Below are 25,690 nucleotides of genomic sequence, written 5' to 3'. Positions count from 1 at the left end.
GGGACCGTTGTCCGGTAAACCATCACTTACCGGGTGAGGAGTCCCCGGTCCAGCGCCGTGGTCACGGCGGCGGTGCGGTCGGAGACGCCGAGCTTGCCGAAGACGCGCAGCAGGTGGGTCTTGACGGTGGTCTCGCTGATGAACAGCGCCTTGCCGATCTGCGCGTTGGTCAGCCCCCGGGCCACCAGGGAGAGCACCTCGGCCTCACGCGGCGACAGGGACTCGGTCACCGGGGCCCGCATCCGGGTGACCAGCCGGGTCGCCACCGACGGCGACAGCACGGTCTCGCCCCGCGCCGCGGAGACGATCGCGGCCAGCAGGTCGGCTCTGGAGGTGTCCTTCAGCAGGTATCCGGCGGCCCCCGCCTCGACCGCCCGCACGATGTCCTGATCGGTCTCGTAGGTGGTCAGCACGATCACCCGGCTCTCCGGCCGCTCGGAGAGGATGCGCCCGGTGGCGCTCACCCCGTCTCCGTCCGGCATGCGCAGGTCCATCAGGATCACGTCGGGCCGCAGCTCCCCGGCCCGCGCGACCGCCTCGTCCCCCGACGCCGCCTCGCCCACCACCGTGATCCCGGGATCGGCCTCCAGCATCCCCCGCAACCCCTCGCGGACCACCGGATGGTCATCGACGATCATCAGACGCAGCACGTGTCACGCTCCCCGGTCGGGCTGCTCGGAGGGGAGGACGGCCTCAAGGGTCGTACCTCCCGCCGGCGAGCTGGTCAACGTCAAGGTGCCGCCCACCTGCTCCACCCGGGCACGCATGCCGCGCAGGCCGTACCCCTCGGCGGCGGCGGGATCGAAACCGCGCCCGTCGTCGCGGACCTCCAGCGCCACCGTCTCCGGGCCGTAGGACGCCGAGACCTCCACCCGGCCGGCGGCCGCGTGCTTGCGCACGTTGGCCAGAGCCTCCTGGGCCGCCCGGAGGAGCACCACCTCGGTGGGCGGCGGCAGCGGGCGCGACTCCCCGTGGAGGGAGAAGGCGGTGGCGATCCCCGTCTCCTCCCTGAGCCGGTCGGCCAGCCGCACCAGCGCCTCGTCCAGGGTGGAGCCGTCCAGCGGCGCCGGGCTGAGCGCGGCTATCAGCGCGCGGGCCTCGGCCAGGTTCTCGCGCGCCGTCTGTACGGCCAGCGACAGGTGGCGGGCCGGGTCGGACTGGGCCTCGGCGGCCTGGATCAGCATGATGATGCTGGTGAAGCCCTGGGCCAGGGTGTCGTGGATCTCCCCGGCGAGGCGTTCGCGCTCGGCCAGGGCCCCGCGCTCGGCCGAGAGCCTGGACACCTCGGCCCGCTGGGCCTCCAGCTCCGCGATGAGGACCGCCCGCTCCTCGCTCTGCCGCATGATCCGCTCCATCCAGATGCCGAACACGGCGGAGAAGAAGATCACGATGGTGCTGACGCTCAGGAAGTTGAACGTGTCGCCCTGGTTCTCGACCAGGAAGCGGACGACCGGACCGGCGTTCAGCGCGATCACCACCCCGACCGCCGGCTTGGCCGGAAAGACCATGAAGCACTGCGGGCAGAGGCCGAAGAGGGCGAACGCCGCCGAGGACTCGATGAACGCCGCCGGAGTGAACAGGACGACCAGGACGGCGAGGTAGACCGCGCCCCGCCGCCGGTCCTCGGTCAGGATCGCCGACCGGCCGAACAGGAAGTAGACGGGGAGGATCGCGGCCATGAGCCCGGCGAAGAGGATCTTCTCCGTGACGGGGAGGTCGCCTGGCACGATGAACGCCACGGGCACGAGCGTCGCGACGGCGAGGAGCGCCTCCCAGCCGCGCAGCGAGTGCCAGACGTGCGGCCCGGACGGGTCGGTGCTCCGTCCGGACCAGATCACCGCCCTCATCCGTCGCGGCGGCTCTTCCAGCGGAACGTCACCAGGCACAGCACCAGTCCTCCGACGACCCAGGCTCCCAGGATCAGGGCGACCCGGTCGAGTTCATACGATTTCGTGAGCTCCAGTGTGGCACCGGCGTCGCCCAGGAAGACCGAGCGGAAACCCTGGCACATCCACTTGAGCGGGAAGAACGACGCGATGTTCGCCAGCCAGGCCGGAAGCTGGGAGACGGGGATGAACACCCCCGAGATGAACTGCAGCACCACGAACGGCATGGCGATCACCGCACTGGCGCTCTTGCCGGACCGGGGCAGGCTGCTGACCGCGATGCCGAGCAGAGACGAGCCGATCACGCCGAGCACGAACACCCAGACGAAGGTCAGCCACGCCGAGACCTCGGAGGGCAACTTCAGGCCGAACAGCGTGACCCCGATGGCCAGCAGGATCACGACCTGGAAGAAGGAGACGACCAGGGTGTTGAGTGCCTTGCCGATGAAGTAGGACGTGCGCGGCAGCGGCGTGCCCAGCAGCCGCTTGAGCGTGCCGTCGTCACGGTCCACCGCGATGCCGATGCCGAGGTTCTGGAAACCCGTCATCGCCGCCGAGCCGATCAGCCCGGCCACGTAGAGCTGGGAGACGTTCAGCCCGGTCCCCTCCAGATCGTCCGCGAAGATCGAACCGAAGATCACCAGCAGGACGATCGGGAAGGCGAAGGTGAAGATGACCGCGTCCTTCTCCCGGAAGAACATCTTGGTCTCGAAGGCCGCCCGCGACAGCCCCAGCCGTATCGCGGACGGCTGCTTGGCGGCCGGCGCCGGAGCGGAGGTTCGGGCGGTGGTCTGCGTCATGGGGGTGATCACCTCGGGGGATCGATGGGGGTTGGCGGGCGCCGTCGGGAGGGCGACGGACGGTCGGCTCCGGGGCGAGGGAGGCGGCCGGGCGGCGGCGCGATGGGCCGGGGTGGGCGCCGTCCGGGGAGGGCGGATCCGCGGCGGTCAGGCGGGAGGCTCGATGAGCTGGAGGTAGACGTCCTCCAGGGAAGGACGGGTCACGGTCAGTTCGGGCACCTCGCCGTCGAAGCGGTGGGTCAGCTCAAGCACGGTCCTGGTCGGGGTGTCGGTCTCCAGCGTGTGGTGCTCGCCCTCGTCGGACCAGCTCACCTTGGCCTTGGCGGTGGCACGGCCGCCCAGGGTCTTGGGCTCGCCCTCGGCCACGATGAGGCCCCCCGCCACCACGGCCACCCGGTCGGCCAGCGCCTCGGCCTCGTCCAGGTAGTGGGTGGTCAGCACGATCGTGGTCCCCTGGTGTGCCAGGCCCTGGATCAGGTCCCAGAACTGCCGGCGCGCCTCGGGGTCGAACCCGGTGGTCGGCTCGTCGAGGAAGAGCAGCTCCGGACCGCCGATCATCCCCAGCGCCACGTCCACCCGGCGCCGCTGGCCGCCGGAGAGCTGGCGGATCCGCTTGCCGGCCTTGTCCGACAGGCCGACCTGCTCGATCACCTCGTCCGGGTCCTTGGGGTTGGGGTAGTAGCCCGCGAAGTGCCGCACGGTCTCCCGCACCGTCACCTCGGCCACGTCGTTGGACGTCTGCAGCACCACGCCGATCCGGGAGCGCCACTCCCGGGTCGGCCTGCCCGGGTCGGCGCCCAGGACGCTGACCTCTCCGGCGTCCCGGGTCCGGTAACCCTCCATGATCTCCACCGTGGTGGACTTCCCGGCGCCGTTCGGGCCGAGGATCGCGAACACCTCGCCCGCGTGGATGTCGAGGTCGATGCCCCCGACCGCCTGCACGTCGCCGTAGCGTTTGGTCAGGCCCCGCACCGTCACCGCTGTTCTCATGGCTCAATCGTCGCGCCGCCACGGCTCCCGGGGCACCAACGACCGGTGGAACCCCCTGTCCTCCGTTCGGAGGACAGGGGGCACGTCGTCCGGTGGACACGGCCGGGGGCCGGGGCATCCGGGGAACGCGGCCGGGTCGTCCGGGGGCGTGGCCGGGGGACAGGTGAGGGGCGTGACGGCGAGGGGTGGGCACGCTGGTGGAGCGTGTTCTCCGCGGACCCGGGCCGCCTGCGGCGAGGGAGGCCGGGTGGGCCCGCCGTACGGACGCCCGCCGTACGGGGCGCCGGAGCTGTCAGAACAGGGTGTCGTTGCGCTCGATGCCCCGCAGCTCGTCGTAGTCCAGGGTCACGCAGCGGATGCCGCGGTCCTCTGCCAGGGTCCTGGCCTGCGGCACGATGGCCTGGGCGGCCAGGATGCCGGTGACGGGGGCGAGCAGGGGATCGCGGTTCATCAGTTCCAGGTAACGGGTGAGCTGCTCCACCGCGTCGATGCCCGCGCGGCGCTTGAGCTCCACGGCCACGTTCGCCCCCGCGTGGTCGCGGCAGAGGATGTCCACCGGGCCGATCGCCGTCATGTATTCGCGGCGGACCAGCGTCCAGCCCGCGCCCAGCGTGGTGATGTGCTCGGCGAGCAGCTCCTGCAGGTGAGCCTCGACGCCGTCCTTGATCAGACCGGGGTCCACGCCCAGCTCGTGGCTGGAGTCGTGGATGATCTCCTCCATGGTGAGCACGAGCTTCTCACCGGTCTTGCCGTGGGTCACCGTCCAGGTGCCCTCCTCCTCGCGGAGCTTGCACGGCGGGTTCATCCAGTTGAGCGGTTTGAAAGCCCGGTCGTCCGCGTGAATGGAGACCGAATTGTCCGCTTTGATGAGAATGAGTCGGGGCGCCATCGGAAGATGCGCAGTGAGCTTTCCCAGATAATCCACGCTGCATCGCGCGATGACCAGCCGCATGAGCGCCAACCCTACCGGTGCGGTCCGGGTGCCGAGGGCCCAAGCCGGTTTTGGGATGGGGCAGGCACCTCTGGGACACTGGGCGGCATGACGCGCAGCTTTGAGAAGGTCGGAGTGGTCGGGCTCGGCACGATGGGCGCGGGGATCGCCGAGGTGTTCGCCCGGGCGGGGCTCGGGGTGACCGGCGTGGAGGCCGACCCGGCGGCGCTGGAGCGAGGCCGCGGCCACCTGGAGGGCTCCACGGGCAGGGCTCTGGCCAAGGGCCGCCTGACCGAGGCCGAGCGCGCGGAGATCCTCGGCAGGGTGACCTTCACCACCTCCCTGGAGGACCTCGCCGACGCCGACCTGGTGATCGAGGCCATCCCCGAGGTCATGGATTTCAAACGGGCCCTCTTCACCGACCTGGACCGGATCTGCAAGCCGTCCGCGGTCCTCGCGACCAACACCTCCTCGCTCTCCGTCACCGAGATCGCGGCCACCACCGCCCGGCCCGGCCAGGTCGTCGGCATGCACTTCTTCAACCCCGCGCCGGTCATGAAGCTGGTCGAGGTGATCCACACGGTGACCACCGAGGACGGCCTGGCGGAGGAGGTGGCCGCCCTCGCGCGCCGGCTCGGCAAGACCCCGGTGAGCGTCGGCGACCGCGCCGGGTTCGTGGTCAACCGGTTGCTGCTGACCTATCTCAACCACGCCGCCGTCCTGCTGGAGAACGGCCTGGCCGCCCGTGACGACATCGACGCCGCGATGAAGCTCGGCGTCGGGCTGCCGATGGGCCCCTTCACCCTGCTCGACCTGATCGGCCTGGACACCTCCTACGAGGTGCTGTGCGTGCTGTTCCAGGAGAGCCGCGACCGCCGCCACGCTCCCGCGCCGATCCTGCGCGAGCTGGTCACCGCCGGTCTGCTCGGCCGCAAGACCGGTGGCGGCTTCCACCGGGAGGAGGAGCCCGGTGGGCCGCCGCCGACGGCCAAACCCTCGGTGGGCTCGGTGGCGGTGCTGGGGGAGGGGGCGGAGGAGCTCGCCGCCAAGCTCGCCGACGCCGGTTTCAAGACCGCCTCCGCCGAGGCCGCCGACGTGGTCGTCGCGCTGTCCCGCAATCCCGTGATCGAGCTGGCCGCAGGGCTTCCGCGCCCCGAGCGCCTGGTCGGCCTGCACCTGGTCGGAGACAGGATCGCCGAGGTCGCCTCCACGGCGCTCACCTCGTCCGAGGCCGCACGCGCCGTGGAGGGCCTGGTGCGGATCGTCGGCCGGACCCCGGTGCGGTGCAAGGACCGGGCCGAGTTCGTGGTGGACGCGCTCCTCTACCCGTATCTGAACGACGCCGTGCGGATGTACGACTCCGGCTACGCGGCCATCGAGGACATCGACTCGGCCATGAAGCTGGGCTGCGGCTACCCCTCCGGGCCCTTCGAGATGCTCGACGAGCTGGGGCTGGAGACCGTCCGCGACGGGCTGCGCGCGCTCTACGCCGAGTACCGCGAGCCGTCCTTCGCCCCCGCGCCGCTGCTCGACCAGCTCGTCACGGCCGGGGTGCGGAGCATCCGCGACCTGCCATGAGCCCCCGTAAAGCCCGCAGGATGAGCCCGTTCGACCGGGGCGGCAACCGGGGTTCCTCCGCCCGCCCGGTCGGCGGGTCCGTGCCCGGGGTCGACCAGGTCGAGGAGTGGCCCGACGGCGACTGGCACGTGCGCCGGGTCACCGGTTCCGGAGCGGACAAGGTCTACCGGTGCCCGGGCTGCGACCAGGAGATCAGGGCCGGCCTGCCGCACCTGGTGAGCTGGCCGGCCTGGACGGGCGGGGAGAACGAGCGCAGGCACTGGCACACCGCGTGCTGGCGCAACCGGGTCAAGCGCGGTCCCGGCCGGACCCGATACTGACAACGACCGCGCGGCGCCTCCCGGAGATCCGGTCCACCGGCGCCCGCTCACGAGACGGAGTGGGGAAAAGATGGAGATCCGGGCCTCTACGGTGCTGCCCGCGCGCAGGGAACCGATCGAGTTGCAGACCGGCGACGGGCTGACGCTCGTCGGCGAGCTGGCCCTGCCGGCGGACAGGCCCCCGGTGGCCACGCTGATCTGCCTGCACCCGCTGCCCACGCACGGCGGCATGATGGACAGCCACGTCTACAAGAAGGCCGCCAACCGGCTGCCCGCGCTGGCGGACCTCGCCGTGCTGCGCTTCAACACGCGCGGCACGACCTCCGAGCGGGGCACTTCCCAGGGGGCCTTCGGCGGGGGGCTGGACGAACGCTTCGACGTCGCCGCCGCGCTGGAGTACGCCGAGTTCCACGACCTGCCCCGGGCCTGGCTGATCGGCTGGTCCTTCGGCACCGAGCTCGCGCTCAAGTGGGGGCACGACCCGCTCGTGGAGGGCGCCGTCCTCCTCTCCCCGCCGCTGCACCGGGCCACCGACGCCGACCTCGACGCGTGGGCGGAGTTCGGCCGGCCGCTGACCGCGCTGGTCCCCGAGTTCGACGACTACCTCCAGCCGGAGAAGGCCCGCGAGCGCTTCGCCCGGGTCCCCCAGGCGGAGGTCGTCGGGGTGGACGGGGCCAAGCACCTGTGGGTCGGCGAGCCGTACGTGCGGATCGTCCTCGACGAGATCGTCCGGCGGGTGAACCCGGCCGCCTCGCCGCTCCCCACGGAGATCGCCGGCCCGTAGAGCCCCGGGGCGTCCGCGGAGCCCCGGCCGGGGCCCGCCCACAGGGCCCTGTCCAGGGCCGTTCGCGCAACCCTGGCCGGGGCCGGAGGGAGCCTTGACGGCGGAGTCAGCGCGGCATCACAACCTGTGGTGAATCAAGGGGTGCCAGATCGGAAATCCGCGATTACGGTGGACTGCGTGGACCTGTACACGCGATCGGCGGGCGAGGGACTTCCGGTCGTCCTCCTCCACGCGTTCCCCCTGTCATCGGCCATGTGGCTGGCCCAGCGCGAGGGCCTGGGCGCCGTCTGCAAGGTCATCACCCCCGATCTGCGCGGCTTCGGCGGCTCGGTGCTGGGCGACGACGAGCCCTCCCTCGACGTGATGGCCGACGACGTCGTCCGCCTGCTCGATCACGAGGGCGTCGACCGGGCCGTCGTCGGCGGCCTGTCCATGGGCGGCTACGTGACGATGGCCCTGTGCCGCCGGCACCCCGACCGGGTGCTGGGGGTGATCCTCGCCGACACCAAGGCGGCCGCCGATCCCGAGGCGGCCAGGACGAACCGCGAGCGCATCGCCGCAGCCGTCCTCGACGACGGCACCTCGATCCTGGTGGAGGAGGTGCTTCCGTCGCTGATCGGGGTGACCACCGTGCAGCGCAGGGCGATGGTGTTCGGCCGGGTGCGCGGGCTGGTCCAGTCGGCCCCGCCCAAGGCCGTGGCCTGGGCCCAGCGGGCCATGGCGGGCCGCCCCGACTCCTTCGACACCCTGCGCGGGCTCAAGGTGCCCGCGCTCGTGATCGTGGGGGAGGAGGACCTGCTCACCCCGCCCGCCGACGCCGAGACGATGGTCGGGGCCGTGCCGGACGGGCGGCTGGCCGTGATCGAGAAGGCGGGTCACCTGAGTGCGATCGAACAGCCCGAGGCGTTCAACCGCGCGGTGGCGGGCTTCATAGACGAGCTTGCCGGGGGATCACCACCTCGCGGATGATCAGTGCGATCGCCGCGGCCACCGGGATGGCCAGCAGTGCTCCGACGATGCCGAGCAGCGCACCGCCGAACAGCGCGGCGATGACGGTGACCGCCGGGGCCACGTCCACCGAGCGCTTCATCACACGCGGATAGACCAGGTAGTTCTCCACCTGCTGGTAGACCAGGAAGAAGATCGCGCAGACGATGCCGAGGGTCACCGACTGGAGCAGTGCCACCCCGCTCACCAGCACCGCGCCGATCGTCGCGCCGACCAGCGGGATCAGGTCGGTGACCGCCACCACCAGGGCGAGCGCCAGCGCGTACTCGACGCCCGCGAAGGCCAGGAACACCCAGGTGACCACGCCGGCGATCACCGAGATCAGCAGGTTGCCGGCCACGTAGCCGCCGATGCCGCTGATGATCTCGTCGCCGAGCCCCTGGGCCCGCTCCCTGCGGCTGCTCGGCACGAGCCGGAAGAGATAGTCCTTTATCGAGGGCAGCGAGCCGAGGAAGTACAGCGTCAGCACCAGCAGCGTGACCCCGGAGAAGAACGCGTTGAACACCACCGCGCCCGCGCCGACCAGGCCTCCCGCCACGGTCTGGGCGAGGCCGCCGCTGGTGATGTAGTCGCCGATCCTGGTCAGGATCTGGTAGTCGCTGTCCAGCTCCTTGAGGGTGGGGTTGGAGAGCAGTTCCTGGGTGTAGCCGGGGACCGCGCTGATGAACGAGGCCGCTTCCTGGCTCACCGGCGGGACGATCGCCAGCCCGAAGAGCACGAAGAACAGGATCACCGCGCCGAAGACGATCGAGATCGCCCAGCGCCGCGCCAGCCTGCGCCGCTGCAACGCCTCGACGGCCGGGTTCAGTCCCAGGGCGAGGAACATCGCCACCACGACCAGCACGATCACGCTGCGCGAGGTGACCAGGGCCTGGGCCAGCGCCCACGCGGTGAGCAGACCCATTCCGGCGGTCAGGCCGATCAGGAAGGGGTTCTTGGCCAGCGGCTTGCCCGGCCTGCCGTACGGCGCCGCATGCTCGTCCAGGGCCTCCGGAGAGACGCGGGGCCCGCCCACGGCCCCGGGGAGCCCGCCCGCGGCGCCGGACGGCCCGTTCACGGCTCCCGGCGGCCCGTTCACGGTTTCGGACGGTCCGTTCACGGCTCCGGGCGGCCCATCCGCGGTCCCGGAGGACCGGGGGTCAGCGTCCGGAGCGGGGTGGGATCCCGGGGCGGGCGCCGTGGAGACGTCGGCTGTCTGGGACGCTTCGGGCACGGTTGCTCCTAGCTCTGAGAGCGCGCGAAGCCGCGCTCCGGGGGGGTGCGGACAGCCCCGCGGAACGGGGAGAACACAGAGGAGAGCCTAGCGACCGCCAAGGTCACCAGGCTCTCCCGTAGCCGTCGTCAGCGCCCCGATTCAGCGGCGCCTACTCCTGCCACCACTCCGCGTCGTCGTCCTTGGTCTCGGCCTTGGCCGGGGCGGGGGCCGGAGCGGGCTTCTCGCTGCCGTTGGCGGCGGGAATGGCCGGCTTGGCCGGGGCCGCGGCGATCGCGGGCTCCGGCTCGGAGGCCGGGAGCGGCGCGCCGCCGAGCAGCTGGCGCAGCTGCGCGAGGTGGCTGGTGATGCTGTCGCGCTGGCGGGTCAGCTCGTCGACCTGACGCTGGGCGACGGAGCGGGTCCGCTCGGACTCGGTCTTGGCGTCGCTGACGATCGACTCGGCGCTCGACTTCGCCTCGGAGACGAGCTGGTCGGCGTTCTTGCGCGCGTTGGCGAGCAGCTGCTTGGCGTGGGTGTCAGCCTCGCGCCGGGTCTGCTCGGCCTGCTGGGTGGCCTTGGTGGCGCGCTGCTCGGCGGTGGCCGCGCGCTGCTCGGCCTCGGAGACCAGCTTCTGCGTGTTGGCCTGCGCGGTGGCGTGGCGCTCGGCCTCCTGGCGCTCGGCCTCCTCGCGGCGGGCGGCGAGCTGGATCTCGAACTCGGCCTCGTCCTGGGCGCGCTTGGCCTCGGACTCCTCCAGGACCCGCTGGGCCTGGGCGCGCATCTCGTCCGCCTGACGCTTGGCGGTGGTGAGAACCTCGTCGCGCTCGCGCTTGGTCGAGGCGCGGAGCTGGGCGACCTCGCGCTCGGTGGTGGTGCGCAGCTTGGCGATCTCGCGCTCGGCGTCCGCGCGCTTCTCGGCCACCTCGTGGTCGGCGGTGGCCCGCAGTTTGGCGACCTCGCGCTCGGTGGTGGCGGTCAGCTCGTCGGCCTCGCGGCGGGCGGTCGAACGGATCTCCTCGGCCTCGCGCTCGGCGGTGGTGCGCATGTCGTCGGCCTCGCGGGTGGCGAGGGCGCGCTTCTCGGCCGCCTCGTTCTCCGCGGCGGCGCGCAGGTCGGCGGCGTCGACCTTGGACGCGGCCTTGATCTCGTTCGCCTCGGACCGGGCGGCCTGGACCAGCTCGGTGGCCTGCTCCTCGGCGAGACGGAGCAGTTGCTCGATCCGCGCACCAAGGCCGGAGTATGTCGGACGCTCCTGCTCCTGCAGCTGACGCTGGGAGTCGGACAGGTCTCGCTGCAGGCCCTGAACCTGTTCGCGAGACTGGCGCAACTCGTTGTCGACCTGCTTCAGATGGTCATGGACCTGGTGCCGGTCATAGCCACGGAGCACCACGTCGAATTCCCGAGCGGGGGCGTCTTCAAAGAAGTTGTTGAGTTGTGCGTCGATGTCGGACTGCATGGAGGCTCGATCCTGGGTTGTCGAGACGGCTACACGGGCCGGACGGGGGATTTCGGACATCCGAGGCGGGAGCCGTGGCGGGATCCACGTCCGGTGGTAGGCCAGCGTACTCTGGAGTTGCCGTGTTGGAGGTCTCCTCCGACTTTCTGCGTGACTTGTTACGTATGAACCTTTCTTGCATTTGACACAAGGCTCGGTCAGTGCTCTTGGGCTTGAACGAGCTCGGTCAGCATTCCCCCCACATCCTTGGGATGCAAGAAGGCGATGGAGGACCCCATCGAGCCGTGCCGAGGCTTCTCGTCGAGCAGTCTGACGCCCTTGCTCCCAATTTCTCTCATGGCCTCGGTCACATCCGGGACGCCGAACGCGACATGGTGGACCCCCTCCCCGCGCTTGGCGAGGAACTTACCGACCGGCGTGTCGGGGCCGAGCGGTTCGAGGAGCTGGATGTAGGAACCGCCGCCGTCGCCGTCGGCGATGTGCAGCATCGCCTCCTTGACGCCCTGCTCCTCGTTGATCTCACGTGCCACCACGGTGAGCTCGAAGGTCCGCTCGAAGAGCGCGATCTTCTCCTCAAGGTCGTGGCAGGCGATTCCCACATGGTCGATGCGCATGAACATAGGGTCGGCCTCCATGGCGGTTGCTCGGGTGCTCATGGGTATGGTGGCAAAGTCGTCCCAAGTCCCGCCAGGGAGGCCCCTTTTATGTCTGGTTCCGTCATCGTCGCCGGAGCTCGCACCCCCATCGGCCGGTTGCTCGGCTCGCTGGCCGGCCTGTCGGCCGTCGAGCTCGGCGGCATCGCCATCAAGGCCGCGCTGGAGCGCTCCGGCGTCGCTCCCGAGGCCGTGCAGTACGTGATCATGGGCCAGGTCCTCCAGGCCGGAGCGGGACAGATCCCCTCCCGCCAGGCGGCCGTCAAGGCCGGGGTCCCGATGACCGTGCCGTCGCTGACGATCAACAAGGTCTGCCTGTCCGGGCTGGACGCCATCGCCCTGGCCGATCAGCTCATCAGGGCGGGCGAGTTCGACATCGTGGTCGCCGGCGGCATGGAGTCCATGTCGAACGCCCCCCACCTGCTGCCCGGCCTGCGCAGGGGAGTGAAGTACGGCGACGCCGGCATCGTGGACTCGATGGCCTTCGACGGCCTGACCGACGCCTACGACCAGGTGTCCATGGGCGAGTCCACCGAGCGGCACAACGCGCGCCTCGGCCTGACCCGCGAGGAGCAGGACGCCTTCTCCGCCCGTTCCCACGAGCTCGCCGCCGCCGCGATCAAGAACGGCGTGCTCGACGACGAGATCGTTGCGGTGCCGGTCCCGCAGCGCAAGGGGGAGCCGGTGATGTTCGCCGCCGACGAGGGCGTGCGCGGCGACACCACGGTCGAGACCCTGGGCCGGCTGCGGCCGGCCTTCAGCAAGGACGGCACCATCACCGCCGGATCGGCCTCGCAGATCTCCGACGGCGCCTGCGCGGTGGTCGTGATGTCCAAGGCCAAGGCCGAGGAGCTGGGCCTGGAGTGGCTGGCGGAGATCGGCGCGCACGGCAACGTGGCCGGGCCCGACAACTCGCTCCAGTCCCAGCCCGCCAACGCGATCAAGCACGCCCTCGGCAAGCAGGGGCTCTCGGTCGAGGACCTCGACCTGCTGGAGATCAACGAGGCCTTCGCCCAGGTCGTCCTCCAGTCGGCCAAGGACCTCGGCGTCCCGCTCGACAAGGTCAACGTCAACGGCGGCGGCATCGCCGTCGGCCACCCGATCGGCGCCTCCGGCGCCCGCATCGTCCTCGCCCTCGCCCACGAGCTCAGGCGCCGGGGCGGCGGGCTCGGTGCCGCCGGCCTGTGCGGCGGCGGCGGCCAGGGCGATGCGCTGATCATCCGCGTCCCCTCGGCCTGACCGTGGAGGGGCCCGGCGCGGCCGTGCCGGACGGGCCGTCTCAGGCCGTGGACGTCTCTGATCTGGTGGCGCGGGCGCGGGACGGCCAGCCCCGCGCCGTGGCGAGGCTGATCTCCATGGTGGAGAACGGTTCCCCCCTGCTCCGGGAGATCACGGCGCGGCTCTGCGCGGGCCGGCCGTACCGGGCCCGGGTCATCGGGCTCACCGGCTCCCCAGGCGTGGGCAAGTCCACCTTCACCGGGATGCTGGTCCGGGTGTTCCGCGAGCGGGGCAGGAAGGTCGGGGTCCTCGCGGTGGACCCGTCCTCACCCTTCACCGGCGGGGCCCTGCTCGGCGACCGGGTGCGCATGCAGGAGCACGCTACCGACCCGGGGGTGTTCATCCGGTCGATGGCCAGCCGCGGCCACCTCGGCGGCCTGTCCTGGGCCGCGCCCCAGGCACTGCGCGTCCTGGACGCCGCCGGATGCGAGGTCATCCTCGTCGAGACCGTCGGGGTGGGCCAGGCCGAGGTGGAGATCGCCTCGCTGGCCGACACCACCGTCGTGCTGCTCGCCCCGGGCATGGGCGACGGCGTCCAGGTGGCCAAGGCGGGCATCCTGGAGATCGCGGACGTGTTCGTGGTGAACAAGGCCGACCGTGACGGGGCCCAGGCGGTCATCCGCGAGCTCCGCACCATGACCGCGCTGGTCGAGCGGGCCTGGAGGCCGCCGATCGTGCCTACCGTGGCCTACCGGGGCGAGGGGGCCGGAGAGGCGGTCGGCGCCCTCGACGAGCACCTGGCCCACCTTGAGAGATCGGGCGAGCTCGGCCGCCGCCGCCATGCCAGGGCCCGGGACGAGATCGAGGCCATCGCGCTGACCGCTCTCCGCTCCCGCTTCGCCCACCTCCACGGTGACCAGCGCCTGGACGCCCTCGCCACCCGTGTCCTGGACGCCGATCTCGACCCCTACCGGGCCGCCGACGAGCTGCTGGCGGCCCTCGGATGAGCCGATGTCACGGTCGCGGCATGAAGAAGACGGACGTCGCTGTCGACGATGATGCATAAGTCGTTCTCGCTGTGGGTAAAAAGCTGAATCGCATGTTCGGCCGATTGGGAATGGACGACCGGACAAGGGCCGTAAGCGCGACTCCGTGAAGCGGCGGCCGGAACACGACGGGTTTACCCGCTCGCTTCCGGCGGAGTCAGGCCGGCGCCGACGAGAAATACTCCGGCCCTGCGGATAACGACTGAGATATGCCGTGCCGGTGACGGCGTTCATACGCAATCCCGCCACGGCCGGCATCCACAAAGGCCATGACCGGCCTGCCCCCGCCGAGCCGATCCGGGCCTGCCCCCGCCGCGCCGATTCCGGCCCGTCCCCGTGGAGCCGATCCGGGCCGAGCCGGCCCGGCCTGTCCTCGCCGGGCGTCGCAAGACGGCGGGCGCCGTGAGACGGCGGGCGGCTGTGGGCCCGGTGGTGGGCGCGGCGGCTACGGCTCGTCGGCGAACGTGACGGTCACCTTCTCGAAACCGAGGGTGGTCAGCATGCCCTGGAGCATGCTCTTGGTGTTCTGGTCGGCCCGGTTGCGCAGGTCGCTGGCCTGCGCGGCCTCGGCGATCTTCTTCTCGGCCAGCACGTAGAGCTCCTGCTGGTCGGCGGGGGAGGAGGACAGGAAGTCCTCGACCCTGTCGAGCAGCCCGCGCTGCTGCGCGTAGACGTAGGAGCGCTTGTTGTCGAGGTTGGGCTTTTCGAGCTGCGCGCGCGGCAGCTTCACCGTGACCTCTCTGCGGTCGGGCGAGACGGTCAGCGCGCCCTTGGCCAGGCCGCCGAAGTCGACGTAGGCGTCGACGCCGCCCGCGCCGACGAAGAGCGTGCGGCTGCCCTTGACCGCGTCGGGCAGGAAGGCGGCGTCTCTCTCCAGGTCCACGACGACCTGGAAGTTGCCGGTGGCCGCCTCGAAGCGGCTGAGGTTGTGGATGGACTGCAGCAGCACGGGCTGGCTGCGGTCGATCGTGGTCTCGCCGAACGGGTTCAGCCACGACCAGGTCAGGCGGACGCCCACGACGAGGAGGACCACGACGACGAGCAGTCCCGCGAGGAAGCGCCAGCGGCGCCGGCGAGGCGCCGCGGGGGCCTCGGGCGGTGCTTCTAGAGGGGCTTTCACGGCGGTCTCCTTCCCTCGGCGGCCGCTTTCTCACGCCGAACCTGTGCTGATCTTGTCAGCCGCGGGACCGTACTTCCGTCCTCGGCCCGTCGGCCGGGGCGTCCTTCGGGGCGTCCCCCGGGACGGACGGCGGGACCGAGGCGGCGGAGGGCGCGGTGGCGGGCGCCGGGTAGGGCGGCACGACCTGCGAGTCCGGCACGCCCCGCCCGATCTCGGCGCCCTGGCGGGTCCGGCTGATCTGCCCCGGCACGCCGGACTGCCCTGTCTGCCCGGTCTCACCGACCTGGCCGCCGAAGTGAGTGCTCTGTAGCCGGCATCCGGCGAAGTCGGAGTAGTACAGCCGCAGCCAGTCCCTCCGCTGGGCGTCGGTGAGGCCGGAGAACCACGCGGCGGCGTACTGGTGCTCGGGGAGCGGTCCGCTGGGCAGCGGCTTGCCGCGCAGCCACGCGACGACGATGTCGCGGTAGCCGCCGGCCGGGGTGCCGTCGCATTCCTGGGCCAGGTTCTCGACGAACTCCTCGGCGGCCTCGTCGGCGAAGCCGGCGGCCAGGTCGTCGACGTGGATCGGGACCGCGCCGGGGGCGAGGGGGATGTCCTCACGCCGGGGGTGCTGCTCAAGGCGGGAGAACTCGCCGGGCGTCCCCGCCAGCCGGGATGCGATCTTGACGAACGCGGACCCGAGCTCGGGCAGCCCGGTCCGCATCCCCGGGTGCACGCAGACCATGATCGGCCATTCCTGGCAGCTGTAGACCACCCGCTGGGCGGAGATCGTCCGAGGCTCGGTGAGCAGCCGGGCCACCCCGGTCCCGGCGGCCAGCACCGCGAGCAGCGCGGCGGCCAGCACGAGTGCCTGCCGCGTCACGACGGCGGCCCAGCCGAGCAGCAGCGCGGCGCTGATGCCCAGCAGCCAGAGCGTCTGGTCGGTCAGGGCGGCGGCGTTGAGCCCCCGGAAGGGGTCGTACGGCTCCCGCGTGGCGGGGATGAGCCGGTCGGCCCAGGTCGCCCCCTGCGCCATCCAGGCGAACAGCCCGTAGCAGCCGAGCCCGGCGAGCATCGGTGTGATCGTCCACGGCAGCAGCCAGCCGGTCACCCAGCCGATCGCGACGTACAGCGCCAGCCCGGCCACGCCCATGACGAGGCCGCTGGGCAGCAGCCGTCCAGCCTGCTCGGTGAGCATGGTCCTGACCGCCAGGACCAGCAGCGTCGCGGTGAAGGCGCCCCCGACCACCACCAGGATGGCCAGCGGCGCGCGGACCGCCTGCCAGGTGGTCAGCGACTGCCGGCCGGTCCCGCGCCGCCTGCTCACCGCCACCCAGGCGGCGAACGCCGCGGCCACCGGTCCGGTGAGCCGGAGCGAGCCGATCACCGCGACGATGATGTTCTCCCACGCGCTGACACCGGGAATGAGGACGTTCCACGCCGCGACCACGCCGAGCACGAGCAGGACGGCGACCGCCACCAACGCGCTCTGCTGGAGTTCTTCGCGTGAAACGCCTCTGTGCTCACGCACCGGCACGCGTGGAGTGGATCCACGCCGTGTCGGCTGAGCAGAAGTCCGTGTGGCGTCTGAACGCCATTGAGTTGTCGTTCATCAAACCCCCCGTGCCGTGAATGCGGTAGCCGGTCCCCTCGGCCGCCGATCCGGTCTGCATCCCCCGCAGGCCGGAGCGAGTCCGCGCGGCCATTTGGCCGCGCCCTCACCATTCGATGTGGGAACCATAACTGAGCGTGACGTTTGGCGCCCGGGTTCTTGGTGAAGCCATCAATCTGGTAACTCTACGTATATGGGCGAACCGGGATGAGGCCGCGCTACCGTAGCCCTGTGGCTACAGGTCAGCTGAATCTGCCGTTCGACCCCATCGAGCGCGCCGCGGAGACGTGGCGCGTTCAGTTCGGGCCCTCCTCGGCCATGGCCGCCGTCACGTCGATCATGAGAGCGCACCAGATCCTGCTCTCGCAACTGGACACGCTACTCAAGCCGCATGACTTGACCTTTGCCCGGTACGAGGCGTTGGTTTTGCTGACTTTCAGCAAGACGGGGGCATTGCCGCTGTCCACGATCGGCGAGCGCCTGATGGTGCATCCCACGAGCGTGACCAACACCGTGGACCGGCTGGAGCGGGCCGGGCTGGTCCGCCGCATGCGCAACCCCCGGGACGGCCGCGGCGTGCTGGCGGAGATCACCGACGGGGGCCGGGAGGTCGTGAGCCGGGCGACCGCCGATCTGATGGGCGCCGATTTCGGCATGACCATGTACGGCGAGGCGGAGCTGGAGCAGATGTTCGGCCTGCTCAGGACCTTGCGGGTGGCCGCGGGGGATTTCGAGGACTGACGGGGGACTTCGAGGGCTGAGGGGGCCGGGAAACTTTCGGGACCCTCGGGACCCTCGGGGCCGGGCGGCGGGGCGCTCCGCCCGCGATCACGCGTGTCATGGCCTGGCGGGGACATGCCCGTGGCGGCTCTGGCCAAAAATTAGTAGGACGTCCTAGTGTTTTCTCTGAGGCCACGAGTCGTGCAGGAGCCGCGAGCCGTACAGGGGGGTTGGCCATGGACGCCGAGGAGATCGAGGCGGGGCGGGCGCGCTGGCAGGCGCGGTTCGACGGCGCCGCCAAGCGCGGATCCGAGTTCAGGACGCTCTCCGGGCTCGACGTGGAGCCGGTCTACGGGCCCGGCGGCGACGACCCGCGCATGGCGCGCATCGGCTGGCCGGGGGAGTATCCCTTCACCCGGGGCCTGCACCCCACCGGTTACCGGGGCAGGACGTGGACCATCCGGCAGTTCGCCGGGTTCGGCAACGCCCGGCAGACCAACGAGCGATACAAGATGATCCTCGGCGCGGGCGGCGGCGGCCTGAGCGTGGCCTTCGACATGCCGACGCTGATGGGCCGCGACTCCGACGACCCGCGCTCGCTCGGCGAGGTCGGCCACTGCGGCGTGGCGATCGACTCCGCGCTGGACATGGACCTGCTCTTCGACGGCATCCCGCTCGGCGACATCACCACCTCGATGACGATCAGCGGCCCGGCCGTCCCGATCTTCTGCATGTACGTCGTCGCCGCCGAGCGGCAGGGAGTGCCGGCCGGCAGGCTGAACGGCACGCTCCAGACCGACATCTTCAAGGAGTACATCGCGCAGAAGGAGTGGCTGTTCGCCCCCGAGCCGCACCTGCGGCTGATCGGCGACCTGATGGAGTTCTGCGCCGCCGGCGTCCCGGCCTACAAGCCGCTCAGCGTGTCCGGCTACCACATCCGCGAAGCCGGCTCCACGGCCGCGCAGGAGCTGGCCTTCACCCTGGCGGACGGGTTCGGCTACGTGGAGCTCGGCCTGTCGCGGGGGCTGGACGTCGACGTCTTCGCCCCCGGCCTGTCGTTCTTCTTCGACGCGCACATCGACTTCTTCGAGGAGATCGCCAAGTTCCGGGCCGCCCGGCGGATCTGGGCGCGGTGGCTGCGCGACGTCTACGGGGCCAGGACCGACAGGGCCCAGTGGCTGCGCTTCCACACCCAGACGGCGGGGGTGTCGCTGACCGCGCAGCAGCCGCACAACAATGTGGTGCGCACCGCGGTGGAGGCGCTCGCGGCCGTGCTCGGCGGCACCAACTCGCTGCACACCAACGCGCTGGACGAGGTCCTGGCGCTGCCCTCGGAGAAGGCCGCCGAGATCGCCCTGCGCACCCAGCAGGTGATCATGGAGGAGACCGAGGTCGTCAACGTCGCCGACCCGCTCGGCGGGTCCTGGTACGTGGAGGCGCTGACGGACCGGCTCGAAGCCGAGGCCGAGGCGGTTTTCGCGAAGATCCGGGACATGGGGCGGGACGGCTCGATGACCTCGGGGATCCTGCGCGGCATCGAGGACGGCTGGTTCACGTCCGAGATCGCCGAGGCCGCCTTCGACTACCAGCGCAAGCTGGAGAAGGGGGAGAAGCGGATCGTCGGGGTCAACTGCCACACGGCCTCCGTCGACGAGCCGCTGGAGATCCTCCGAGTCGGCCACGAGGTCGAACGCGAGCAGAACCGGGTCCTGGCCGCCCGCCGGGCCGAGCGCGACCAGGGGGCCGTGGACGGCGCGCTGGCCGCGATGGTGCAGGTCGCGAGGGGTGCGGGCAACCTGGTTCCGCCCATGCTCGACGCCGTCCGCGCCGAGGCCACGCTCGGTGAGATCTGCGACGCGCTCCGCGGCGAGTGGGGCGTCCACATCGAGCCGGCCCGTTTCTAGCGGTGGCGAGTCAGTGCAGTAATCGGGATACGGCAGGATTGGAGGTATGAGCCCAGCGGACTTCACTCGACCCGGATCGCTCTACGGTGCCGTGGACCTCGGCGCGCGCAAGCAGGCGCTGGACGCGCAGGCGCGGCGGGAGACCGCGGCGCAGGAGGGCGGCGGCACCCCGGTGCAGGTCGTCTACGTCGATGACGCCAACTTCGCGACGGAAGTCGTCGAACGCTCCATGAACAGCCTCGTGCTGCTGGAGCTCACGGTGACCCGTGCGGAGCAGGCGAAGGAATACAGCCTGCTGCTGGAGAAGCTCACCGCCGAGAACACCGGCAGGTGGGTCCTGGCCCGCGTGGACGTCGAGGCCAGCCCGCAGATCGCACAGGCGCTCCGGGTGCAGAACGTGCCCGCCCTGTACGCCATCTTCCAGGGCCAGCCGGTGGCGGTCGCCCCCGGCATCGCCACCGAGCAGCAGCTACGCGAGTGGCTGTCGCAGCTCATGGAGGCCCTGGCCCAGTATCTGCCGCCGGACGCCGCGGGCGCCCCGGCGGAGGGGCAGCCGGAGGAGCCCCCGGCCGATCCGGACGTGCTCGCCGCCGAGCAGGCCATCGACGCCGGCGATCTCGACGGCGCCGTGGCCGCCTACGAGCGGCTGCTGGCCCGTTCCCCGAACAACGAGGACGCCAAGCTCGGCCTGGCCGGTCTCGGCCTGATCCGGCGGACCCAGGACGTCGACCCGGCCGAGGTGGAGAGCCGTCTGACCGACCCCGCCGACATCGACGCCCAGCTCCTGGCGGCCGACTTCGAGATGCTCGCCGGCGAGGTGGACCAGGCCTTCGACCGGCTCATCGGAGTGGTGCGCCGGACCTCGGGCGACGAGCGCGACAAGGCGAGGGTGCACCTGATCGGCCTCTTCGACACCCTTCCCGGCGACGACCCGTCGATCGTGCGCGCTCGCCGGAACCTGGCCAACGCCCTGTTCTGAAATACGGTCCCCTGCTCTGAACGACCCGCTTCGAGGGCATGAACAGGGCATGCGGGTCGTCACCATCTCCGCGACGTACGGCACCGCCGGCAGTGTGATCGGCCCGGCGGTGGCCGGACGCCTGGGGGTTCCCTTCATGGACCGGGCGATCCCCGGCGCGGTGGCCGACGAGCTCGGCTGCACGCTGGAGGAGGCGCTCGCCCATGACGACCGGGCCGAGCACGGGCTCGCCCGGCTGCTGGCGGAGGCCATGCGGCTCCCGACGGTCACCTTCGGCGGCGTGGACATATACCTGCCGGGGAACATGCCCCTGCCCGCCGAGGACTTCGTCGCCCACACCGAGCGGGTGATCAGGCAGACCGCGCGCGGCCAGGGCGGGGTGATCCTCGGCAGGGCCGGGGCGCTGGTCCTGGCCGACCACCCCGGCGCGCTGCACGTGCGGCTGGACGCGCCCTCGAAGCGCCGGGTGCTGCAGACGGCGACCCTGACCGGGGTGACCGAGCGCCAGGCCCGCAGGCTCGTGGAGGACAACGACCGGGCGCGGGCCGCCTACGTCCGCCACTTCTACCACGTGGACCCGGCCTCCCCGCTCCTGTACCACCTGGTGCTGGACAGCACGAGCATCCCGATCGACACGTGCGTGGAGCTGATTGTGACCGCATCGACAGCGCTGAGCTGAGCCGGCCCGGCCCGGACACCCGTCTGGTGGTGGCACCATGGAGGCATCCCAACCAAGTCAGTCGCAAAGGAGCGGATTGACTGTGGCCACCGTGCCGAGTGTGTCGTACTCCATCACCGTGCGCCTGGAGGTGCCGGCGGGTGGCAAAGCTGTCAGCCAGCTCACCCACGCCGTAGAGTCCGCGGGAGGTGTGGTCACCGCACTCGACGTGACCACCGCCGGACACGAGACCCTGCGCATCGACGTAACCTGTGCCGCCCGTGACACCGACCACGCCCAGGCGATCGTCGACAAGCTCGACGCCGTCGAGGGCGTCGTCATCCACAAGGTCTCCGACCGCACCTTCCTCATGCATCTCGGTGGCAAGATCGAGATGAAGTCGAAGGTGCCGTTGCGCAACCGTGACGAGCTGTCCATGGCCTACACCCCCGGCGTCGCCCGGGTCTCCATGGCCATCGCCCGCAACCCCGAGGACGCCCGCCGCCTGACCATCAAGCGCAACAGCGTCGCGGTGGTCACCGACGGCTCGGCCGTGCTGGGCCTGGGCAACATCGGCCCGGCCGCCGCGCTGCCCGTCATGGAGGGCAAGGCCGCGCTGTTCAAGCGGTTCGCCGACATCGACGCCTGGCCGATCTGCCTGGACACCCAGGACGTCGACGAGATCGTCCGCACCGTCCAGGTCATCGCCCCCGGCTTCGGCGGCATCAACCTGGAGGACATCTCGGCGCCGCGCTGCTTCGAGGTGGAGCGGCGGCTGCGCGAGCTGCTGGACATCCCGGTCTTCCACGACGACCAGCACGGCACCGCGATCTGCGTGCTCGCCGCGCTCACCAACGCGCTGCGCGTGGTCGGCAAGGACCTGAGCGAGGTCCGCATCGCCCTCGCCGGCGCCGGAGCCGCCGGTACGGCCGTGCTGCGGCTGCTGCTCGCGGCCGGCGCGCACAACGTCATCGTCTGCGACTACCTGGGCGCGGTGCACGGCGGACGTGACGACCTGGACGACTCGCTCCGGTGGATCGCCGACCACACCAACGCCGACGGCTACTCCGGTGACCTGCGCGGCGCGGTCAAGGGCGCCGACGTGTTCATCGGCGTCTCCGCCCCCGGCATCCTCAACGGCGACGACATCGCCACGATGGCCGAGGGCGCGGTGGTCTTCGCGCTGGCCAACCCGGAGCCGGAGGTCTCACCGGACGACGCCCGCGAGCACGCCGCCGTGGTCGCCACCGGCCGTTCGGACTACCCGAACCAGATCAACAACGTGCTGGCCTTCCCCGGCGTCTTCCGAGGTCTGCTGGACGCCCAGGCCAACGTGGTCACCCCGGAGATGCTGCTGGCGGCGGCCAGGGCGCTGTCCGCCGTGGTCACCGACGAGGAGCTCGGCCCGAACTACATCATCCCCAGCGTGTTCCACGCCGACGTGGCGGGCGCCGTCGCGGCCGCCGTACGCGAGTCGGCCGGCGGCCGGGTGCGCAGCGGCATGACCGAGGCCTGACGGCCGCGGACGCGAGACGGCCCGGACGCGACGCGTCCGGGCCGTCCTGCTTGTCCTGCGGTCCTGTCCGGCCGGGGAGGGGCGCCGGTCAGCACCGGGCCGCCGGCTGTGGCGGCCGTGCCCATCAGGCCGGTGGGCGCTCCGGCGGGCGGGAGGATCGCGGCGAGGGGCATCGCGGGCGTCAGGACGGACGCGTGGCTGATCCTCCCCGTCGGGCCTCCCGATCAACGGTTATTGTTGCCTAGAGTTCCCATTTGTGTGCTTTTAGTAACATTCCGTGAGATCTTGAAGATCTGAGAGTGGGGTGGAGCAGCGCGATACGGGGCCCACCCCTCATGATGGAGGTATGGCGGAGGCGATCTACGTCGGCGGTCTGCTGGTGGCGGCACCGCAACTCGACGATCCCAACTTCCGGCGCAGCGTGGTCCTGGTCCTGGAGCACGATCTCGACGGCGGCACTCTGGGCGTGGTGCTCAACCGGCCCAGCGACATCTCGGTGACGCAGGTGCTGCCCACCTGGGATGCCTTGGTGACCGGTCCGCCGGTGCTGTTCCAGGGCGGGCCCGTGCAGACCGACAGCGCCCTGGCCCTGGCCGCGGTCCCGAGCGGGCAGGAGCCCCTCGGCTGGCGGCGGCTGCACGCGGGCACCGCGGCGGTGTCCCGGCTCGGCACCGTCGACCTCGACGCCCCGCCGGAGATCCTCGCCGGGGAGATCGCCCAGATGCGGATCTTCGCGGGATACGCCGGGTGGACCGCCGGGCAGTTGGAGGCCGAGATCGGCGAGGGCGCGTGGTACGTCGTGGACGCCGAGCCCGGCGACACCTTCTACCATGACCCCGGATCGCTGTGGCGTGCGGTGCTCCGCCGCCAGCGGGGCGAGCTCGCCTACGTGGCGACCTGTCCCGACGACCCTTCGATGAACTGAGCCGCTAGCGCGCGCGGTCCCAGCCGGGGCACAGCGAGCGTTCGGCCAGGGTCAGGGTCGCCTCCAGGCGTTCGGCCAGGGCGGTGAGGTCGTGGACGCCGCCCGGTCCGCAGTGCTCGAAGCCGAGCCGGGTCACGGTGGTGAAGAGCGCGACGACGAAGTGGGGCAGCAGGTCGTCGGGCTCGGCTCCCTCGCGCCGGGCGATCTCGGCGACCAGCCGACGCTCGTTGTCCATCATCCGCCGCACGCTCCCGGCGAAGAGCGCCGGGGTGTCGTCGATCACCTCGTGCGCTTTGAGGAACCTGGTCCGGTCGGCGAGATCGCCTTCCTCTAACATGGTGACCATCGCGCGCAGGGCATGGCCGAGCGCGGTGAACGGCGGCTCCTGCGCGGGCCGGGCGGCGAGCTCGGCGAGCAGGATCTCAAGGCCGTCGAGGGGCAGGCTGAGGGCGACGTCCTCCTTGGTCGCGAAGTAGCGGAAGAACGTGCGGGGGGAGACCTCCACGGCGGCCGCGATCTGGTCGACGGTCGTGGCCTCGTACCCTTGCGTCGCGAACAGGTCGAGGGCGGCGTCGACCAGTGCGAGCCGCGTCTTCTGCTTCTTGCGTTCGCGCAGGCCGAGCCGGTCCATGGATGTCATCCCTTCGAAACACGCCGTTCACAGTCTGCCATAAGTCATGGGCTGCCTTATAAAAGGATTTGTCACATGTCAGCGACTGCCATAAATTACCTCAGGTTGGCGCCTCATACGGGGCGGAGTGAACGTACGAGGGGACCTTCCATGGCAGACACCAAGACGGTGGCGTCGGCGCCGCCACCAGGCGCGGGCGCGGCGAAACAGGCGCATCCGTGGCTCACGCTCGTCGCGGTGTCGCTCGGCGTGATCATGGTGATGCTCGACGGCACCGTCGTCGGCATCGCCAACCCGGCGATCGCCCAGGACCTCAACGCCTCCCTCTCCGACCTGCAGTGGGTGACCAGCGGCTACCTGCTCGCGCTCGCGGTGTTCCTGATCACCGCGGGCAAGCTCGGTGACCTGTTCGGACACCGGCTGATCTTCCTGATCGGCGTGGCCGGCTTCGCGCTCACCTCGCTCGCGATCGGCCTCAGCTCCTCGATCGGCATGCTGATCGGCCTGCGCGTGCTTCAGGGCCTGTTCGGCGCGCTGCTCCAGCCCGCCGCCCTCGCGCTGCTGCGGGCGGCCTTCCCCGGCGAGCGGCTGAAGATGGCGATGGGCGCCTGGGGTGCGATCATCGGCCTGTCCAGCGCCGCCGGCCCGATCGTCGGCGGCCTGCTCGTGGAGCACGTGAGCTGGCAGTCGGTCTTCTTCATCAACGTCCCCGTCGGCGTCGTGGCCCTGGCCATGGGCCTGTGGGTGCTCACCGAGAGCAAGGCGCGGACCCTGTCGAAGATCGACTGGCTGGGCGTCGTGCTGCTGTCGGGCGTGATGTTCTCCCTGGTCTGGGCCATCATCAAGGCTCCGGAGTGGGGCTGGGGCGACGCCAAGACCATCGGCTTCCTGGCCGCGACCGTGGTGATGGGGGCCGTGTTCGTGTGGTGGCAGGCCCGGGCCTCCGAGCCGCTCCTGCCGCTCAGCCTCTTCGGCAACGCCTCGGTCTCCATAGGCACCGGCCTCATGATGCTCGTCGCGTTCTCCATGTTCGGCGCGATGTTCTTCCTGACGTTCTTCTTCCAGGGCGTGCACGGGCTGACGCCGCTGGAGTCGGGCCTCCGGATGCTGCCGATGAGCGCGGGCATGATCGTCGCCTCGCCGCTGGCCGCCGTGCTCCTCAGCAAGTTCGGCACCAAGTTCACGATCGCGGGCGGCATGCTGGTCACCGCCACCGCCATGTTCCTGATGTCCCGGCTCAGCCTCGACGCGTCGTTCGTCGACAGCGCGATCCCGTTCGTCCTGCTCGCCTTCGGGCTCTCGCCGGTCTTCGTCGGCGCCACCGAGATCATCGTCGGCAACGCGCCCGAGGACCTCAGCGGCGTCGCGGGCGGCGTCCAGCAGTCGGCCATGCAGGTCGGCGGCGCGCTCGGCACGGCCATTCTCGGCGCGATCGTGTCGGCGCGGGTGGCGGACGTCTACTCCGGCCACTGGACGGAGGCCAAGCTGCCGCCGCTCCCGCCGGAGCAGGTCGCGGGGCTGAAGGAGGCGGCGACCTTCGGCGGGGCGCCCACCGCCGAGCAGATGCCCGGCGTGCCCGAGCAGATCGTTCAGGGCATCGCCAACGTGTCGCACCTGTCCTTCCTGGACGGCATGCACCTGGGCTTCGTGGTCAGCACGGGGGTCGCGATCCTCGCGGCCGTGCTCGCCCTGTTCGTCAAGGCGGGCCGCAAGTCCGAGGACGCTCCGATCCACATGGGCTGACCCGGCCCGTCGCCGTACGGCTCCCGCCATCGCCCGGC

24 protein-coding genes are annotated in these 25,690 nt (G+C 71.1%); 13 read left to right on the top strand and 11 right to left on the bottom strand.

Annotation, left to right across the window (positions count from 1 at the left end; translation table 11 throughout):
- Positions 1 to 26: 26 nt before the first annotated feature.
- From BM085_RS05760 to nucS, 5 genes are all read right to left on the bottom strand, one after another.
- Positions 27 to 650: a response regulator gene (locus tag BM085_RS05760; protein ID WP_086578514.1), complete on the bottom strand. Its 624-nt coding sequence runs from the start codon at positions 648 to 650 to the stop codon at positions 27 to 29.
- A gap of 3 nt (positions 651 to 653) precedes the next feature.
- Entirely contained in the window at positions 654 to 1,838 is a 1,185-nt protein-coding gene (locus BM085_RS05755; RefSeq protein WP_177244966.1) for a sensor histidine kinase, read from the bottom strand.
- Between the two features lie 5 nt (positions 1,839 to 1,843).
- The gene (locus BM085_RS05750; RefSeq protein ID WP_093886156.1) at positions 1,844 to 2,686 is read right to left on the bottom strand and encodes an ABC transporter permease; all 843 of its coding nucleotides are present in this window, start codon (positions 2,684 to 2,686) and stop codon (positions 1,844 to 1,846) included.
- 147 nt (positions 2,687 to 2,833) lie between these two features.
- The gene (locus BM085_RS05745) at positions 2,834 to 3,676 is read right to left on the bottom strand and encodes an ABC transporter ATP-binding protein (RefSeq protein WP_093885968.1); all 843 of its coding nucleotides are present in this window, start codon (positions 3,674 to 3,676) and stop codon (positions 2,834 to 2,836) included.
- Between the two features lie 292 nt (positions 3,677 to 3,968).
- Positions 3,969 to 4,628: an endonuclease NucS gene (nucS, locus tag BM085_RS05740; RefSeq protein ID WP_093885967.1), complete on the bottom strand. Its 660-nt coding sequence runs from the start codon at positions 4,626 to 4,628 to the stop codon at positions 3,969 to 3,971.
- 87 nt (positions 4,629 to 4,715) lie between these two features.
- Between nucS and BM085_RS05735 the strand changes: the two genes are divergently transcribed.
- The 4 genes from BM085_RS05735 (at position 4,716) to BM085_RS05720 (ending at position 8,258) form a co-directional block, all read left to right on the top strand.
- The gene (locus BM085_RS05735; RefSeq protein WP_093885966.1) at positions 4,716 to 6,185 is read left to right on the top strand and encodes a 3-hydroxyacyl-CoA dehydrogenase family protein; all 1,470 of its coding nucleotides are present in this window, start codon (positions 4,716 to 4,718) and stop codon (positions 6,183 to 6,185) included.
- Positions 6,186 to 6,205: 20 nt separating this feature from the next.
- Complete coding sequence (locus BM085_RS05730) at positions 6,206 to 6,505, top strand: ATP/GTP-binding protein (protein WP_341351761.1); 300 nt, start codon at positions 6,206 to 6,208, stop codon at positions 6,503 to 6,505.
- A gap of 70 nt (positions 6,506 to 6,575) precedes the next feature.
- Positions 6,576 to 7,289: an alpha/beta hydrolase gene (locus BM085_RS05725; protein WP_093885965.1), complete on the top strand. Its 714-nt coding sequence runs from the start codon at positions 6,576 to 6,578 to the stop codon at positions 7,287 to 7,289.
- Positions 7,290 to 7,466: 177 nt separating this feature from the next.
- Positions 7,467 to 8,258, top strand: a complete 792-nt coding sequence (locus tag BM085_RS05720) for an alpha/beta fold hydrolase (RefSeq protein WP_093886155.1) — start codon at positions 7,467 to 7,469, stop codon at positions 8,256 to 8,258.
- On the opposite strand, the gene BM085_RS05715 is transcribed toward BM085_RS05720, so the two are convergent.
- From BM085_RS05715 to mce, 3 genes are all read right to left on the bottom strand, one after another.
- Positions 8,218 to 9,354 carry an AI-2E family transporter gene (locus BM085_RS05715; RefSeq protein WP_245789143.1) on the bottom strand — a complete coding sequence of 379 codons (1,137 nt, stop codon included), beginning with the start codon at positions 9,352 to 9,354 and terminating at the stop codon, positions 8,218 to 8,220. The two genes, BM085_RS05720 and BM085_RS05715, sit on opposite strands and share 41 nt — an antisense overlap.
- Before the next feature lie 307 nt (positions 9,355 to 9,661).
- Positions 9,662 to 10,948 carry a DivIVA domain-containing protein gene (locus BM085_RS05710; RefSeq protein ID WP_093885963.1) on the bottom strand — a complete coding sequence of 429 codons (1,287 nt, stop codon included), beginning with the start codon at positions 10,946 to 10,948 and terminating at the stop codon, positions 9,662 to 9,664.
- A gap of 197 nt (positions 10,949 to 11,145) precedes the next feature.
- Entirely contained in the window at positions 11,146 to 11,568 is a 423-nt protein-coding gene (gene mce, locus BM085_RS05705) for a methylmalonyl-CoA epimerase (RefSeq protein WP_093886154.1), read from the bottom strand.
- 84 nt (positions 11,569 to 11,652) lie between these two features.
- Between mce and BM085_RS05700 the strand changes: the two genes are divergently transcribed.
- Both BM085_RS05700 and meaB read left to right on the top strand, forming a co-directional pair.
- Entirely contained in the window at positions 11,653 to 12,840 is a 1,188-nt protein-coding gene (locus BM085_RS05700; RefSeq protein ID WP_093885962.1) for an acetyl-CoA C-acetyltransferase, read from the top strand.
- Between the two features lie 47 nt (positions 12,841 to 12,887).
- Entirely contained in the window at positions 12,888 to 13,826 is a 939-nt protein-coding gene (gene meaB, locus BM085_RS05695) for a methylmalonyl Co-A mutase-associated GTPase MeaB (protein WP_093886153.1), read from the top strand.
- Positions 13,827 to 14,310: 484 nt separating this feature from the next.
- On the opposite strand, the gene BM085_RS05690 is transcribed toward meaB, so the two are convergent.
- Positions 14,311 to 14,985 carry a DUF4230 domain-containing protein gene (locus BM085_RS05690; protein ID WP_093885961.1) on the bottom strand — a complete coding sequence of 225 codons (675 nt, stop codon included), beginning with the start codon at positions 14,983 to 14,985 and terminating at the stop codon, positions 14,311 to 14,313.
- Between the two features lie 55 nt (positions 14,986 to 15,040).
- A complete protein-coding gene (locus BM085_RS05685) occupies positions 15,041 to 16,501 on the bottom strand; it encodes a hypothetical protein (RefSeq protein ID WP_245789142.1) in 1,461 nt (486 codons plus the stop codon).
- Positions 16,502 to 16,783: 282 nt separating this feature from the next.
- Here BM085_RS05685 and BM085_RS05675 point away from each other — a divergent pair, with 282 nt between their 5' ends.
- From BM085_RS05675 to BM085_RS05650, 6 genes are all read left to right on the top strand, one after another.
- Positions 16,784 to 17,317, top strand: coding sequence for a MarR family winged helix-turn-helix transcriptional regulator (locus tag BM085_RS05675; protein ID WP_086572774.1), 534 nt, complete (start codon positions 16,784 to 16,786; stop codon positions 17,315 to 17,317).
- A gap of 215 nt (positions 17,318 to 17,532) precedes the next feature.
- Entirely contained in the window at positions 17,533 to 19,200 is a 1,668-nt protein-coding gene (gene icmA, locus BM085_RS05670; RefSeq protein WP_093885959.1) for a coenzyme B12-dependent isobutyryl-CoA mutase large subunit, read from the top strand.
- Positions 19,201 to 19,246: 46 nt separating this feature from the next.
- Positions 19,247 to 20,179 (top strand): tetratricopeptide repeat protein, encoded by a 933-nt coding sequence (locus tag BM085_RS05665; RefSeq protein WP_093885958.1) that lies wholly within the window; start codon positions 19,247 to 19,249, stop codon positions 20,177 to 20,179.
- Positions 20,180 to 20,228: 49 nt separating this feature from the next.
- Positions 20,229 to 20,858 (top strand): cytidylate kinase-like family protein, encoded by a 630-nt coding sequence (locus BM085_RS05660; protein WP_093885957.1) that lies wholly within the window; start codon positions 20,229 to 20,231, stop codon positions 20,856 to 20,858.
- An 82-nt stretch (positions 20,859 to 20,940) separates the two neighbouring features.
- A complete protein-coding gene (locus BM085_RS05655) occupies positions 20,941 to 22,353 on the top strand; it encodes an NAD-dependent malic enzyme (RefSeq protein WP_093885956.1) in 1,413 nt (470 codons plus the stop codon).
- Positions 22,354 to 22,699: 346 nt separating this feature from the next.
- Positions 22,700 to 23,278, top strand: a complete 579-nt coding sequence (locus BM085_RS05650) for a YqgE/AlgH family protein (RefSeq protein WP_093885955.1) — start codon at positions 22,700 to 22,702, stop codon at positions 23,276 to 23,278.
- Between the two features lie 4 nt (positions 23,279 to 23,282).
- Here the strand turns inward: BM085_RS05650 and BM085_RS05645 are convergent, their stop codons facing one another.
- The gene (locus tag BM085_RS05645; protein WP_177244965.1) at positions 23,283 to 23,909 is read right to left on the bottom strand and encodes a TetR family transcriptional regulator; all 627 of its coding nucleotides are present in this window, start codon (positions 23,907 to 23,909) and stop codon (positions 23,283 to 23,285) included.
- A gap of 150 nt (positions 23,910 to 24,059) precedes the next feature.
- Here BM085_RS05645 and BM085_RS05640 point away from each other — a divergent pair, with 150 nt between their 5' ends.
- Positions 24,060 to 25,652 carry a DHA2 family efflux MFS transporter permease subunit gene (locus BM085_RS05640; RefSeq protein ID WP_093885953.1) on the top strand — a complete coding sequence of 531 codons (1,593 nt, stop codon included), beginning with the start codon at positions 24,060 to 24,062 and terminating at the stop codon, positions 25,650 to 25,652.
- Positions 25,653 to 25,690 lie beyond the last annotated feature (38 nt).

The organism is Streptosporangium canum (assembly GCF_900113865.1).
GTDB classification, from domain to species: Bacteria; Actinomycetota; Actinomycetes; order Streptosporangiales; family Streptosporangiaceae; genus Streptosporangium; species Streptosporangium canum.
This window is presented reverse-complemented; position numbering and strand designations above follow the sequence as displayed.